Source organism: Acidithiobacillus sp. AC3 (genome assembly GCF_050261095.1).
Classification (GTDB): domain Bacteria; phylum Pseudomonadota; class Gammaproteobacteria; order Acidithiobacillales; family Acidithiobacillaceae; genus Igneacidithiobacillus; species Igneacidithiobacillus copahuensis.
In genome coordinates, this window is the sequence record NZ_CP189838.1 from 2,006,777 (window position 1) to 2,020,928 (window position 14,152).

Consider the following 14,152-nt stretch of genomic DNA (forward strand, 5'->3'; position numbering starts at 1 on the left):
CATCTGTTGCGACAAAGCAAAGTTCGTACCCAAACAACCCATACGCCAGATCTTGCAGTAAGATAAGGCGAAAACAATGCATTGATAGAAATTATCGAGAGCATACGTTTCCAGATTTGCGCATAGATGTAATGCGTATAGCTGTAATTCGGTGCAGATGATGCACTATAACAGTGCATGCACGAATATGGTCCCTGGACGTTGGCTCAGATCTGGCAGGCTCCTACCTCAGGGTTCCCTGGCCCTGGCCGCAGTAATCCGTTGTCTCCAACCCGGAGCATTTCCAAGCCGAGCTATAGCCCGCCAGCGAAGTCCGCTTCCAAAGTACTATTGGACCATCTTGAGGCTGATTTACGAGACACATTCCGGAGAATGCTTGCGCCACCGGCAAGAATAGCTGTATGAGTTGACGTTGATCAGTCGACTTACGCTTCGCTTTTCCGATGCATGTATGGACAGCTGGCCCACCAGAATGGTGGCCGAAAGGGAAAATGTTACTATCGTTGACCATTATAGGCAAATTGGTCGGGGCGAGAGGATTTGAACCTCCGACCACCTGAACCCCATTCAGGTGCGCTACCAGGCTGCGCTACGCCCCGCGAGTTGCACAGAGTACGCAGATTCTTCGCAGCGGTCAATCGCTGCGCACGCAGAGGTTCCGTAGCAGCTCCAGCTCCCGCCGCAAAGTCTGGAGGCGCTGCCGCCAATGCTGCGGAGAGCACTCGCGGGCATCGTCTTCCACCTCGATATCCAAGACGAGCTGCGGAGAATGACCATCGTTGCGCACTGCTTGGCCAATCCTCTCGCGCGCGCCGTGGATGGTAAAACCCTCTCCGTATAGGAGGGAGCGAATCTGCCGCACCAGGAGTAGATCATGTTTTTGGTAGTAGCGGCGATTGCCCCGTCGCTTCAGGGGACGGAGCTGAGGAAATTCCTGCTCCCAATAGCGCAGCACATGCGCTTTGACCCCGCAGAGCGTCGCTGCCTCACTGATGGAAAAATACTGTTTTTCCGGGATTTCAGGCAGCGCCGGCAGGGTCTTAGCTAGTTTGGACCTACTCCCTGGCTCCATCGCCATTTACATACGCCTTGAGCTTCTGGCTGGGATGAAAGGTCACCACGCGCCGTGCGGTAATGGTGATTTCGATGCCCGTCTTCGGATTGCGGCCCGGACGCGGATTCTTTTCACGCAGGGAAAAATTACCAAAACCTGAGAGTTTAACCTCTTCCCCTTTCGCCAAGGTCTCGCGGATACCCTCAAAAAAGGACTCCGTGACACTTTTGGCCTCGCGCTTGTTGAGACCCATGGTCGAAAAGAGCATGTCGACGATTTCTGCTTTTGTTACTGCCATTTTTCACCTCTAGTTGCGCAACGCAATGGGAGCGACCTGTTGCAGCGCACGCAAAAGCCGATCCACTTCTTCCTGTACCTGTGCTTCTGTCAGAGTGCTCGTTTGCCCCTGAAACTGCAAACGTATCCCCAAACCAACCTGCCCTTCCGGGAGGTTTTTGCCAATATACCTGTCAAACACGGACACTTCCTGCAATATAGACGATTCCGCCGCAGCCAAAACTGCCAGAACATCGCCCGCAGTCAAGTTCTCGGGCACCAACAAGGCGAGGTCGCGGCGCACTGAAGGAAATGGAGACAACGGCTGAAAACGCGGCAACTCTGATGCTTCCAACAATATTTCGAGATCCAGGGCAAAGAGCCAAACGGACTCCGCAAAATCATAGCGCTCTGCAAGCTGGGGATGCAGGGCGCCAAGGCGTCCTACCGCACGCTCGCCCCAGAAAATCTCGGCACTTTGCCCGGGGTGCAAGGCTGGGTCGGCAACCTTGGCAAAACGGAAGCGGCGCTGCGGCCAGAGTCCGAGCACGGCCTCGACGTCACCCTTGAGATCGAAGAAATCACTGGCTCGGGCTTTCTCCAGCCAGGACTCTGCCTTGGCTGCACCCAACAACGCACCGGCTATTTGCAGGCGCTGCGTCTGATCCGTAAAGACTCGCCCGATCTCAAAGAAGCGCTGGCGATCCTGCTGCCGGTTGCGATTGAAGTGTAAGGTCTGCAAAAGTCCCGGCCAGATTCCCGCACGCATGACGGCCATATCGGCGGAAATGGGGTTCTGCAGCACCGGAGACCCTATTCCAGGGTAGAACTGCGCCTGCAGTTCTGGAGCAATGAAGCTATAGCTGATGATCTCGCTGTATCCACGGGCACTGAGCAAAGCCATCAAGGCACGCCGATGCCTACCTGTGCTCCGCAAAGGACGAAGGATGGCTTGCGGTCGCCGGGTTGGCAGATGTTCATAGCCTGTCAGGCGACCGAGCTCTTCGATGAGATCCGCCTCGATGCGCAGGTCGTAGCGATGGCTGGGGGGCAGTACCAGATGATCCTCGCCCTCGCTGCGGAGCCCGCAGCCCAAAGCCTGGAGCTGCTGGACCACCGTCTCTGCGGCGATCACCGTACCCAAGACCCGAGCAATGCGCTGTGGCCGCAGGCGAATTTCCGACAACCTGGGTTCTGTGCCCAGCGCCGTCGCCCCCGCCGCACAGCGCACGTCGCACTGCTCGACCAGCGCAAGGGCCGCCGGCAGCGCCAGGCGAAAGTCCACACCCCGCTCATAGCGTTGCGCCGCTTCGGTCTGCAATCCCAAGCGACGGGCACGCCCCTGCACGGCGCGCGCCGCAAAATACGCCGCCTCCAACAATACCGAGCGAGTGCTGGCGGATACAGCTGTACGACGCCCGCCGATGATCCCCGCCAGGGCCACGGGGCCAGCCGCATCGGCGATCACCAGCATGTCATCGTCGAGAGGAAGATCACGGCCGTCGAGGGCATCGAGTATTTCTCCCGAGCGCGCCCAACGCACCTCGATCCCCCCCTGAATTTTTTCGGCATCAAAGGCATGCATGGGCTGTCCTAGCGCCAGCATCCACACATTCAGCCAATCTACCATAGGCGCAATACTTTTTTGCCCGCCACGCCGCAGGCGTTCACGCCAACGGTCTGGCAGGCGCTGCGGCAGCGTGTCTAGCTGCAATGCAGAATAGCTGCCACAGGCGTCCCGAGCCGCATCGCTGATGCGTATCGGCAAGGAATTCGCCAACTGCGCGCTGCCCGCGTGGGGCGTCCAGGAAGCGACCGGCAAGGTCGGTGCTAGGAAACGACCGGCACACCGCGCCGCCAGATCCCGCGCTACCCCAAGAATTGAGAAGGCATCGCCCCGATTCGGGGTGATGCCCAGGGTAAAGACCGGATCATCGAGACGCAGGTAAGCGCGCAGGTCCATACCAACCGGGGCATCAGCATCCAGTTCAAGAATGCCACTGCTGCCATCGTCAATGCCCAACTCTACAGCCGAGCAGAGCATCCCTGACGAGCGCACACCGCGTAGTTCGGCCTCAGCAATCTCCATGTGCGGGAGCGTTGCACCGGGTAGCGCCGCGGCAACCCGCATTCCCTGCCGCAGATTGGCTGCGCCACAGACAATCTGGCTGCTGCTCCCAGCACCAACATCGACTTCCGCTACTCGCAGCTTGTCAGCGGCAGGATGCGCCCAGACGCGCTGCACGTGACCCACCAGCACTCCGGAAAAGTCCGGGGCCGCGTCCTCCACCGCCTCGACCTCAAGGCCAATCATGCTGAGGATATCGGCCAGCTCTGCCGCCGAGCGCTCGGTGTCGAGATAGTCCCGCAACCACTCCAATGCAACGCGCATGACGTACCCTAGACAAACTCGCGCAAAAAGCGCAAGTCGTTTTCGAAGAAGAGGCGCAGGTCGTTAATGCCATAGCGCAGCATGGTTAATCGTTCCACTCCCAGACCAAAGGCAAAGCCCGTGAAGCGTTCCTGATCCACATCTACCGCCGTCAGCACCGCTGGATGCACCATGCCGCAGCCAAGAACCTCCAGCCAGCCCGTATCCTTGCAGACCCGGCATCCTTTCCCGTGACAGATGACACAACCCACATCCACCTCGGCCGAGGGTTCGGTAAAGGGAAAATAAGAGGGGCGAAATCGTACCGGCAAAGCGCCGTTGTCAAAGAATTCCTGCAGGAAGTCGGCCAACAGACCGCGCAGGTCAGCAAAACTCGCGCCCTCATCCAGATAGAGGCCCTCCACCTGATGGAACATCGGTGTATGGGTAATGTCCGAGTCACGTCGATAAACCCGTCCCGTCGCAATCATCCGCAAAGGCGGCTGATGCGTCTCCAGATAACGAATTTGTACCGGCGAGGTATGGGTTCGCAGTACCCGTCCGTCCTGGAGATAAAAGGTATCATGCATCGCCCGCGCCGGGTGGTCTTCGGGAATGTTGAGGGCGGTGAAATTGTGAAAGTCGTCTTCGAGTTCCGGCCCATCGGCAACCTCAAAACCGAGACGAGAAAAATAGTCTTCAATCCAGTTCAGGGTCTGGCGTACCGGATGCAGAGAGCCCCGCCCGGCATCACGACCGGGCAGGCTGACATCCACGGATTCGCTTGCCAAACGTTGCTGCAGCAGCTCATTTTCCAGTTGCGCTCGCCGCTGCTCCAGCAGCTGTTGGATCGCCTCTTTCTGCGCGTTGAGCTCCGCTCCACGCGCTCGCCGCTGCTCCGGATCCAGGGCTCCCAAGCCCTGCATTGCCCGGGTCAGGTAACCCTTTTTCCCGAGCCACTGTACGCGTAGCTGCTCCAGCTCGGCGAGCTGCTGAACCTTGGCGATGGCTTCCGCCACCTCCGCGCCAGAGGCCGGGGACACTGCATTTTCCACCATAGCCTCCTTGCGCAGACTCAAGCAGCGTCTTGCTGACCCTTCGCGACAGCAACGAGGCGAGAGAACGCTGCCTTGTCCCGCACAGCGAGATCGGCCAGGACCTTACGATCCAGACTCACACCAGCCCGCTGCAACCCGTTGATGAAGCGGCTGTAGCTCAAACCCTCGGAACGCGCCGCAGCATTGATACGCACGATCCACAGACTACGGAAATCGCGCTTCTTGGTGCGGCGATCGCGATAGGCGTAGACCAAAGCCTTCATCACCGCCTGATTGGCGATACGGAAATTGCTCTTGCGCTGGCCACGGAAGCCCTTGGCGCGCGCCAGAACCTTCTTGTGGCGGGCGTGGGCGGTAACGCCCCGTTTTACTCTTGGCATCTGGGTACTCCTTTTGACTCAGACGTAGGGCAGCATACGCCGCAATGCGGCCTGCTCACTGCCAGACGTTACCAGGGTGTGGCGCAGATGACGCTTGCGCTTGGTACTTTTTTTGGTGAGGATGTGATTCAAGAACGCCTGCCGGTGCTTGAATTTCCCCGAGCCGGTGCGCTTGAAACGCTTGGCGGCCCCGCGATTGGTCTTCATCTTCGGCATCTTGCCTCTCCTATTTCTTCTTGGGGGCGATGACCATGACCATCTGCCGCCCTTCCATACGTGGCCGCTGCTCGACCACACCCATTTCCTGCAAATCTGCTTCCACCCGGTTGAGCAATTCCATACCCAATTCCGGGTGACTCATTTCTCGCCCGCGAAACCGCAGGGTAACCTTTGCTCGATCACCATCCTCAAGAAAGCGGATGATGTTGCGGAGCTTGATCTGGTAATCGGCATCGTCCGTGCGCGGTCGAAACTTGATCTCCTTGACCTGGCTCTGTTTCTGCTTCTTGCGCGCCTCGTGCTGCCGCTTGCTTTCCTGAAAGCGAAACTTTCCGTAATCCATGACCCGACAGACCGGGGGGACGGCCTGCGGGGCGATCTCTACAAGATCAAGATCCGCCTCTTCGGCAGCGGCAAGAGCCTCATGCAAGGGAACGATACCCAACTGCTCTCCCTCGTCCCCAATCAACCGAACCTTTGCCGCAAGAATTTCCCGATTGATGCGGATCTCTTTTTCCGTCGCGATTGCCCTACCCTCCCCCTAGGCCAGTTCCAAGGCCTGCTGCCGTCGTGTATCCAAGCGTTGCAAAGTCTTCCCCAACATTTCCAGCGGGATGGCGCCAAGATCCTTGCCATTCCGATCCCGCAGGCTGACCGTACCCTCGCTCTTTTCCCGCTCGCCGACGATAGCCATGAATGGCACCCGCCGCAAAGTGTGGGCGCGTATTTTATAGCCGATCTTCTCGCTTCTCAAGTCCGATTCTACGCGCAGGCCTTGCGCGTGCAATTGACTGGTCACATGCTCGGCATAGTCGCTGTGCTGCTCGCTGATCGGCGCCACCACTACCTGCGTTGGCGCCAGCCAGAAGGGAAATTTGCCCTCGTAATGCTCGATGAGCACACCAAAAAACCGTTCGACCGAACCCAAGATGGCGCGGTGGATCATGATCGGCACCTGCCGGCTACTGTCCTCCGCGACATATTCCATACCAAAGCGCTCGGGCAGATTGAAGTCGAGCTGAATGGTACTGCATTGCCACTTGCGGCCGATCGCGTCTTCGATCTTGAGGTCGATCTTGGGGCCATAGAAGGCGCCGCCACCGGCGTCGATCTGGTAATCGAGACCGGCCCGCTGCAACGCAGCTTCCAGCGCCTTGGTAGCGCTTTCCCAAATCTCGTCGCTACCGACGGAACCCTCTGGCCGCGTCGAGAGATTGATCTCGTAGCGATCGAAGCCAAAAGTGCCAAGAATGCGCTGAGTCAATGCCAGCACCCCGGCGATCTCCGCCTCGATCTGATCCGGCCGACAAAAGATATGCGCGTCATCCTGGGTAAAACCGCGTACCCGCATCAGGCCGTGCAGGGCTCCCGACATTTCGTGGCGATATACGGTCCCGAGCTCCGCCCAACGGATTGGTAATTCGCGATAGGAGCGTAGCTTGCTCTTGTATACCAGGATATGGAAAGGACAGTTCATCGGTTTGAGCTGATACGGCTGACCCTCGTCCTCCATGGGCTGGAACATGGACTCGGCGTAAAAGTCCTTGTGCCCAGAGGTATACCAGAGATCCTCATGCGCAATGTGGGGGGTAAAGAGAAGTTCGTAGCCAGCATCGATATGCGCGGCACGCCAGAAATCCTCGATCACCCGCCGCACCCGCGATCCCTGTGGGTGCCAGAAGACCAGGCCACCGCCGGCATCTTCCTGAATCGAGAAGAGCTCGAGTTCGGTTCCAATCTTGCGATGATCGCGACGTTCGGCCTCAGCTTGCTGCAACAAAAAGGCATCGAGATCTTTCTGCGTTGCCCAGGCGGTCCCGTAAATCCGCTGCAGCATCGGATTACGCGAGTCGCCGCGCCAGTAGGCACCCGCCACACTGCGCAGCGCAAACGCGCCGAGCATTCCGGTGCGCGGCACATGCGGACCGCGGCAGAGATCAACGAAATCCCCTTGATGATAGAGACTCAGCTCCTCTCCCGCGGGAATGTCCTGGATGATCTGGACCTTGTATTCCTCACCCATGGCGTGGAAGCGCTCGATTGCCGCGTCACGACCGACGACTTCCCGTCGCACCGGCAGATCGGCCTGCACCAGCTCCCGCATTTTGGCACTGATGGCCTCCAGATCTTCCGGCGTAAACGGTTTGGGTGCGGCAAAATCGTAATAGAAGCCGTTGTCAATCACCGGACCGATGGTTACCTGCACATCGGGAGACAGTTCCTTGACCGCCTGTGCCAGGAGATGCGCGGTGGAGTGCCGGAGAATCTCCAGCCCCTCCGGGCTGTCTTTGGTGACGATACTCACCTCGGCATCGTGGTCGATAGGAGTACCGAGATCACAGAGGCGCCCATCAACACGCAACGCCAGCGCTGCCTTGGCCAGACCAGCGCCAATGTCGCGCGCCAGTTCCGCGCCCGTCAGCGGCGCTGCAAAGGAACGTATAGAACCATCCGGCAGACGGATCTCGGGCATATCCTCTCCAAAGAAAAAGCACCAGTGAGCCAGGCCCCTCTGGTGCGGGTGTTGGTAGGCACGGGCGGTTTCGAACCGCCGACCTCTACCGTGTCAAGGTAGCGCTCTCCCCCTGAGCTACGCGCCTAAGTCGGGCAAAAGTATCAGTGTTTGCCGGGACTCGTCAAGATCGGCGCAGCATCGGCACGATATTGAAGCGCCAGATAAAACCGGGAATGGCGAAAACCGCAAACATGCACAGGGCAATCACATAAAATTCCCAGCCCTGCCCATGATTATGACCATCGAGCAGGCGCTCTACGCCCATACCGATGAGTCCCATGATCAGGCACATGACAAACCACTCGCCAAGGTACCAGGGCAAGGTCTTCACCGGATTGCGACTGCCAAAGACAAAACGCTTTCCACTCAGCCAGGGCAGATTCGCGGCGATAAACGCTACCAGGATGTAGATCATCGCCCATTGTTGCAAGGCCATTAGAGCACTCCCTGTAAGGCATGATAACAGAACGCCACCAAGGCGCCTGGAACAATGCCGAGAATCAGCAGGGCAAGACTGTTGACAGTAAGCACAGAAGCCGCCAACGGATCATCGGCACCATACGCCAGATCTTCCGCCGGTGCATCGAACAATGCAACCTTGAGCACCCGCAGATAGTAGAACGCGCCCACCACCGCCATCAGCACACCAAACACCGCCAGCCAGATGAAATGGGCCTCGATGAGCGCCTGGAAGACCGCAAGCTTGGCGTAAAAACCAATGGTCGGCGGTACGCCGGCAAGAGAGAACATGATGATCAGCAACAGGAAGGCTGCCCAGGGACGGGTACGGACCAGACCCCGGAGATCACTGATCTCTTCGGCTTCGAAGCCTTCGCGGCTGAGATAGACGATCAGACCGAAGGCCGCGGTTGCCATAAAGGCATAGACGACCGCATAGAAGAAGGCGCTGGCCAAGCCATTCTGCGTACCGGCGACGATACCCAAGGCGAGAAAGCCCATGTTGCCCACCGTCGAATACGCCAGCATGCGCTTGAGGTTGGTCTGGGCAATGGCAACCACATTGCCGATCACCAGCGAGACGACCACCAACGCAACGAAAAGCTGCCGCCAGATCTCGATGCTGCCATAGCCGCCGTCCACCAGGATACGCAGAAACAGGGCAAAGATTGCAATCTTGGGAACGGAAGACATAAACAGGGTGACTGGCGTTGGCGCGCCCTGATAGGCATCCGGTAACCACATGTGGAAGGGTGCCGCACCGAATTTGAAGGCGATTCCCGCCACCAGAAAGACCACCGCGAGCATCAACAGATAGTTGGCACTGCCCACATTGACCAGGGCAATGGCAATCTGGTGCAAATCCAGGGTTCCCGTGAGGCCATAGAGCAACGACATGCCGTAGAGCAACAGGGCCGAGGCCAACGCGCCAAGAATGAAATATTTCAGTCCCGCCTCCGTTGCGCGCAGATTGCCGCGTTGAAAAGCGACCAGGGCATATTGACTGAGGGCAAGCAGCTCCAGCCCCAGATACAGGATCAGCAGGTTGGCCCCAGAGATGAGGATCAACGCCCCTAGCAAGGCAAAGAGCAATAGTACGAAGACCTCCCCGCGATACAAGGACCGACGCAGGAGATACTTGCGCGAATACGAAAGCACCAGCAGACTCAGCAGCTCGACGAAGAAACTGGCGATGCTGGTAAAGGGATCGAGATGGAATTGCCCGAAGAAGGCAAATCCTGTCTGGCCCATCTGCGACCAGGTCAGGGCCATAGCCGCGAGCAAGGTGAAAATACTGAGCACATAGGCGACATCACGTTGGCGCTCGCCAACAAACACGTCAACCAGCAGCACCACACAGGCCATTGCCAGAACCCAAATTTCAGGAATGGCAAAGGACCAATGAAACAGAGCGTTCTGCATGGCGCCTCCTCAACCAGGAATTTTACTGGTGGCGACCTGCTGTAAGAGATGCGCCACGGATTGATGAACGATGTCGAGGAAAGGGGCCGGCCACACACCCTGCAGCAACACAAAAACTGCCAAAGACCCAAGGACCAGAATCTCGCGGCCATTGAGGTCACTGAGGGCGGCCACCTCGGCATGGATGATGCCGCCAAAGATCACCCGCTTGAAGAGCCAGAGGGTATAGCCGGCGCCGGTAATCAGCCCGGTGGCGGCAATGATCGCCGGCCACGGATGTACCTGGTAGGTGCCCAGCACCACCATAAACTCCCCGACAAAGCCCGAGGTCCCGGGTAGACCGACATTGGCCATGGCAAAGAGCATCATCAGGCTGGCAAAAATCGGCATCACGTTAGCCACGCCACCGTAGGCCTGAATATCGCGGGTATGCATGCGGTCATAGAGCACACCCACGCACAGGAACATCGCCGCACTCACAAAACCATGCGAGAGCATCTGGATGATCGCGCCCTCTATCGCCGTCTGCGTAAAAACGAAAAAGCCGAGAGTGACAAAACCCATATGCGCGATGGAGGAGTAGGCGATCAGCTTCTTCATATCCTGCTGCACAATGGCAATCAGGGCGATATAAACAATGGCGATCAGCGATAGCACGATCATCAACCACGCGAGTTGATGGCTGGCATCCGGGGTGATCGGCAGACTCAGGCGCAAGAAACCGTAGGCACCCATTTTCAGCATGATCGCCGCCAAAATCACCGAGCCCCCCGTCGGGGCCTCGACGTGGGCGTCGGGTAGCCAGGTATGTACCGGCCACATCGGGATTTTCACCGCAAAGGCGATCAGGAAGGCGAGAAAAATCCAGATCTGCGCGTTCGCGCCCAGGGGCGTTTTCTGAAAAGCCAGCAGACTGAAGCTGTCGCCACTGTGAAAATACAGGTACAGAAAGGCCACCAGCATCAACACCGAACCGAGGAAGGTATAGAGGAAGAACTTGATGGTGGCATAGACCCGGCGTGGCCCGCCCCAGACCCCGATGATGAGGAACATGGGAATGAGCATCGCCTCCCAAAACACATAAAAGAGGATGGCATCGAGGGCACAGAAGACCCCGATCATCAACCCGTCCATGATCAGAAAAGCGGCCAGATACTGGGCAATACGCATTGAGACGTTGCGCCAGGAGGCAATCACCACCAGCACCGTCAGGAAGCTGGTGAGCAGGATGAACCAGAGCGAAATCCCATCGATACCCAGAAAATACGCAATGTGAAATGCCGGAATCCACGGGACGCGTTCGACAAACTGCATTGCTGCCGTATGGGTATCGAAGCTCGTGAATAGCGGCAAGGTAATGGCAAAGGTCAGTAGTGAGACCAACAGCGCCAGCCAGCGCGCCGGGTTGCCGCCGGCGCGATCGCCCACGGCAAGGACCAGAAAGCCACCAAGGATCGGCGCCCAGATCGCTGCGCTCAGAAGGCCAAAGGAATGCATCGATCAGCCCCTCCAGATCATGAAATAGGTCATGAAGAGGACGAGCCCAATGATCATGACGAAGGCATAGTGATAGATATAACCGGTCTGCAGGCGCCGCCAGGAAAGGGCCGCGCGCGCCACCAGCCGGGCGCTGCCATTGACCATTCCGCCGTCGATGATTGCCTCGTCCCCCCAATGCCAGAAGCGCCGACCGAGCAACAAGGCACCCTGGACGAATACCAGCTGGTTGAAGGCATCAAAGCCATATTTCTTGCGCAGAACCCAGGTGAAGGGTGCAAGCAGGCGATTCAGTGCCGCTGGTACGCCGTCATGCAGCAGGTAGAACCATGCCGCCAAAGCGATGCCGAGAATGGCCAACCAGAAGGGCCAGGACTCCAGGCCGTGGACAAGGAAGGCGCCAGTCCCCTGCCAGTGCGCCGCAATTTCTCCGATGGTATTCCACTGCGCCCGAATCTGTAGCGAGCTATCCAGAAAAGCGCCCAGGCCCACCGGGGCAATAAAGAACCAGCCCGCCAGCAAAGAGGGAATGGCCAAAGCGATCAGAGGGGCGGTAATCACCCAAGGCGATTCATGCAAATGTTCCTGAGTGTGTTCGTCCATGCGTTTCTTGCCATGGAAGACCAAGAAAAACATGCGGAAGGTATACAGCGCCGTGACCAGCGCACCCAGCACCAACAGGACATAGGCAAAGGTCGCGCCGGTCAAACTCGATTCGCCGACCGCCTCGATGATCAGGTCCTTACTGAAAAAGCCAGCAAAGGGCGGGATTCCGGAAAGCGCCAACCCGCCCACCAAAAAGGTGAGATAGGTAATGGGCATGTGCGCGCGCAGCCCCCCCATCTTGCGGATATCCTGCTCATTCTGCATGGCATGGATGACCGATCCGGCGGCCAGGAAGAGTAATGCCTTGAAGAAGGCATGGGTCATCAGGTGGAATATGGCCGCAGAAAAAGCCGACGCACCCAAGGCCGCGGTCATATAGCCCAACTGGGAAAGGGTGGAGTAGGCGATGATGCGCTTGATGTCGTTCTGTACCAGCCCAATCAGTCCCATAAACAACGCGGTAATCGCGCCAATGATCAGAATGACGCTCAGCGCCGTTGCCGACTGCTCGTAAATCGGCGACATGCGCGAGACCATGAAGATTCCGGCGGTGACCATGGTCGCGGCATGGATCAGTGCCGAGATCGGCGTCGGACCCTCCATCGACTCCGGCAGCCAGACATGCAAGGGTACTTGCGCCGATTTTCCCATGGCCCCGATAAAGAGCAGGATGGCAATCCAGGTCAGTACCGACCAGGGATGCCCAGGGATGATGGTAACGGTCTGCCCGACCAGACTGGGGACCATGGCAAAAACGGTGCGATAATCCAGGCTGCCACAGTAGTGATAGATAGCGGCGATGCCGATCAGAAAACCGAAATCGCCGACACGATTGACGAGAAAGGCCTTCAGCGAGGCCTGATTGGCGCTTTCGCGGGTAAACCAGAAACCGATCAGAAGATAGGACACCAGCCCCACCGCTTCCCAGCCAAAAAAGAGCTGCAGAAAGTTGTTGGCCATCACCAGCATCAACATGCTGAAGGTAAACAAGGCGATATAGCTGAAGAAGCGGGCATAACCCGGATCGTCATGCATATAACCAATGGTATAGACGTGCACGCAGAGGGAAACGAAGGTGACCACCACCAGCATCACCGCGGTCAGACTGTCGATATCGAAACCGATGTGTACCGGTAGATTCCCAAACACCGCCCAAGTATAGACATTGCCATAGAAGGTCTGCCCATGCAGCACCTGCAAGAGTACAAAAATGGCCAGATACAGGGCAAAGGCAACACCGGCGATGGGTGCCCAATGCGCCCTCTCCCGCAGAAACCATCCCCCTAGGCCAGCAACTAGCGAGCCCGCCAGCGGTGCCAGGGGAATGAGCAAATAGACCCAGATGGGTGGCAGGCCATGCAGCCAGTCAAAGATCCACATATCAGCCCCGTAAGTCGTCGATGTCTTCTACATTGATGCTGCGGCGATTACGGAAATAGACCACCAGGATCGCCAAGCCAATGGCCGCCTCAGCGGCCGCTACGGTAAGGACAAAAAACACAAAGATTTGTCCCTGAAGGTTCCCCAAATAACGGGAAAATGCGACAAAATTGATATTTACCGCCAACAACAAAATCTCTATCGCCATCAGCAGAATAATGACATTTTTCCGATTCAGGAAAATTCCCACGACGCCGATGGAAAACAGCAGCGCCCCCAGGATCAACCAGTGCGACAACGGGATCATGGCTTCGGCCCCCGCAGATCGACCATGCGGAGCCGTTCGCGTACGGCGACCGCGACCTGTTTGCCGACCGCCTGCGACTTGGTGTCGGGCCGTCGGCGCAAGGTCAGGGCGATCGCGGCAATGATGGCGACGAGCAGGATCACCGCAGCGATTTCAAAGGGATAGAGATAGTGGGTGTAGAGCAACTCACCGAGGGCGCGGGTGTTGTCGGCATTCGCCGGGATCGGCCCTGGTGCCGGCACCCTACCGATCGGCGCGGTCCAGAACACCGCCACCATCTCCAGCACGCCAACGATCGCAATCGCCAAACCGAGGGGCAGGTAGCGCAGAAAGCCCTCTTTGAGACGCTCCAGGTTGATATCCAGCATCATGACCACGAAGAGAAACAGCACCATCACCGCACCCACATATACCAGAATCAAAATCAGCCCGAGAAACTCCGCGCCCAGCAAAAGAAACAAAGCTGCCGCATTGAAAAAGGCGAGTACCAGATAAAGCGCCGAATAGACCGGATTGCGCGCGGTGATGACCAACAGGGCCGATACCAGCAGAATGGCCGAGAAAACATAAAAAAGGATGGTGGTGGTGAGCATCATGCGTTTTCTCGT

The 14,152-nt window shown here is 57.8% G+C and carries 14 protein-coding genes and 2 tRNA genes; all 16 read right to left on the reverse strand.

All coding sequences use genetic code 11. The features are described 5' to 3' along the window. Positions 1-522: 522 nt before the first annotated feature. Positions 523-599, reverse strand: a tRNA-Pro gene (locus ACQAYK_RS10075). Between the two features lie 35 nt (positions 600-634). Continuing rightward, the gene (locus tag ACQAYK_RS10080; RefSeq protein WP_226827390.1) at positions 635-1,078 is read right to left on the reverse strand and encodes a MerR family transcriptional regulator; all 444 of its coding nucleotides are present in this window, start codon (positions 1,076-1,078) and stop codon (positions 635-637) included. Next, the gene (locus ACQAYK_RS10085; RefSeq protein WP_215871613.1) at positions 1,056-1,352 is read right to left on the reverse strand and encodes an integration host factor subunit alpha; all 297 of its coding nucleotides are present in this window, start codon (positions 1,350-1,352) and stop codon (positions 1,056-1,058) included. The genes ACQAYK_RS10080 and ACQAYK_RS10085 overlap by 23 nt, the downstream gene beginning before the upstream one ends. Before the next feature lie 9 nt (positions 1,353-1,361). Continuing rightward, the gene (gene pheT, locus ACQAYK_RS10090) at positions 1,362-3,722 is read right to left on the reverse strand and encodes a phenylalanine--tRNA ligase subunit beta (protein WP_215871614.1); all 2,361 of its coding nucleotides are present in this window, start codon (positions 3,720-3,722) and stop codon (positions 1,362-1,364) included. An 8-nt stretch (positions 3,723-3,730) separates the two neighbouring features. Next, positions 3,731-4,759: a phenylalanine--tRNA ligase subunit alpha gene (gene pheS / locus ACQAYK_RS10095; protein WP_215871615.1), complete on the reverse strand. Its 1,029-nt coding sequence runs from the start codon at positions 4,757-4,759 to the stop codon at positions 3,731-3,733. A gap of 17 nt (positions 4,760-4,776) precedes the next feature. Then, a complete protein-coding gene (gene rplT / locus ACQAYK_RS10100; RefSeq protein WP_215871616.1) occupies positions 4,777-5,139 on the reverse strand; it encodes a 50S ribosomal protein L20 in 363 nt (120 codons plus the stop codon). Positions 5,140-5,157: 18 nt separating this feature from the next. Continuing rightward, positions 5,158-5,355, reverse strand: a complete 198-nt coding sequence (gene rpmI / locus ACQAYK_RS10105; RefSeq protein ID WP_215871617.1) for a 50S ribosomal protein L35 — start codon at positions 5,353-5,355, stop codon at positions 5,158-5,160. A gap of 10 nt (positions 5,356-5,365) precedes the next feature. Beyond that, positions 5,366-5,884, reverse strand: coding sequence for a translation initiation factor IF-3 (gene infC, locus ACQAYK_RS10110; protein WP_255790297.1), 519 nt, complete (start codon positions 5,882-5,884; stop codon positions 5,366-5,368). Between the two features lie 15 nt (positions 5,885-5,899). Continuing rightward, positions 5,900-7,831 carry a threonine--tRNA ligase gene (thrS, locus tag ACQAYK_RS10115; protein ID WP_215871618.1) on the reverse strand — a complete coding sequence of 644 codons (1,932 nt, stop codon included), beginning with the start codon at positions 7,829-7,831 and terminating at the stop codon, positions 5,900-5,902. A gap of 52 nt (positions 7,832-7,883) precedes the next feature. After that, positions 7,884-7,958, reverse strand: a tRNA-Val gene (locus ACQAYK_RS10120). 36 nt (positions 7,959-7,994) lie between these two features. Continuing rightward, entirely contained in the window at positions 7,995-8,309 is a 315-nt protein-coding gene (locus ACQAYK_RS10125; protein ID WP_215871619.1) for a DUF2818 family protein, read from the reverse strand. After that, positions 8,309-9,754, reverse strand: a complete 1,446-nt coding sequence (gene nuoN / locus ACQAYK_RS10130; protein ID WP_215871620.1) for an NADH-quinone oxidoreductase subunit NuoN — start codon at positions 9,752-9,754, stop codon at positions 8,309-8,311. Before nuoN ends, ACQAYK_RS10125 begins: the two co-directional genes overlap by 1 nt. A gap of 9 nt (positions 9,755-9,763) precedes the next feature. Continuing rightward, positions 9,764-11,251 carry an NADH-quinone oxidoreductase subunit M gene (locus ACQAYK_RS10135; protein WP_215871621.1) on the reverse strand — a complete coding sequence of 496 codons (1,488 nt, stop codon included), beginning with the start codon at positions 11,249-11,251 and terminating at the stop codon, positions 9,764-9,766. Between the two features lie 3 nt (positions 11,252-11,254). After that, positions 11,255-13,237 carry an NADH-quinone oxidoreductase subunit L gene (gene nuoL, locus ACQAYK_RS10140; RefSeq protein ID WP_215871622.1) on the reverse strand — a complete coding sequence of 661 codons (1,983 nt, stop codon included), beginning with the start codon at positions 13,235-13,237 and terminating at the stop codon, positions 11,255-11,257. A gap of 1 nt (position 13,238) precedes the next feature. Continuing rightward, positions 13,239-13,544 (reverse strand): NADH-quinone oxidoreductase subunit NuoK, encoded by a 306-nt coding sequence (gene nuoK, locus ACQAYK_RS10145; RefSeq protein ID WP_215871623.1) that lies wholly within the window; start codon positions 13,542-13,544, stop codon positions 13,239-13,241. Then, positions 13,541-14,140 (reverse strand): NADH-quinone oxidoreductase subunit J, encoded by a 600-nt coding sequence (locus ACQAYK_RS10150; protein ID WP_226827394.1) that lies wholly within the window; start codon positions 14,138-14,140, stop codon positions 13,541-13,543. The genes nuoK and ACQAYK_RS10150 overlap by 4 nt, the downstream gene beginning before the upstream one ends. Positions 14,141-14,152: the final 12 nt, after the last annotated feature.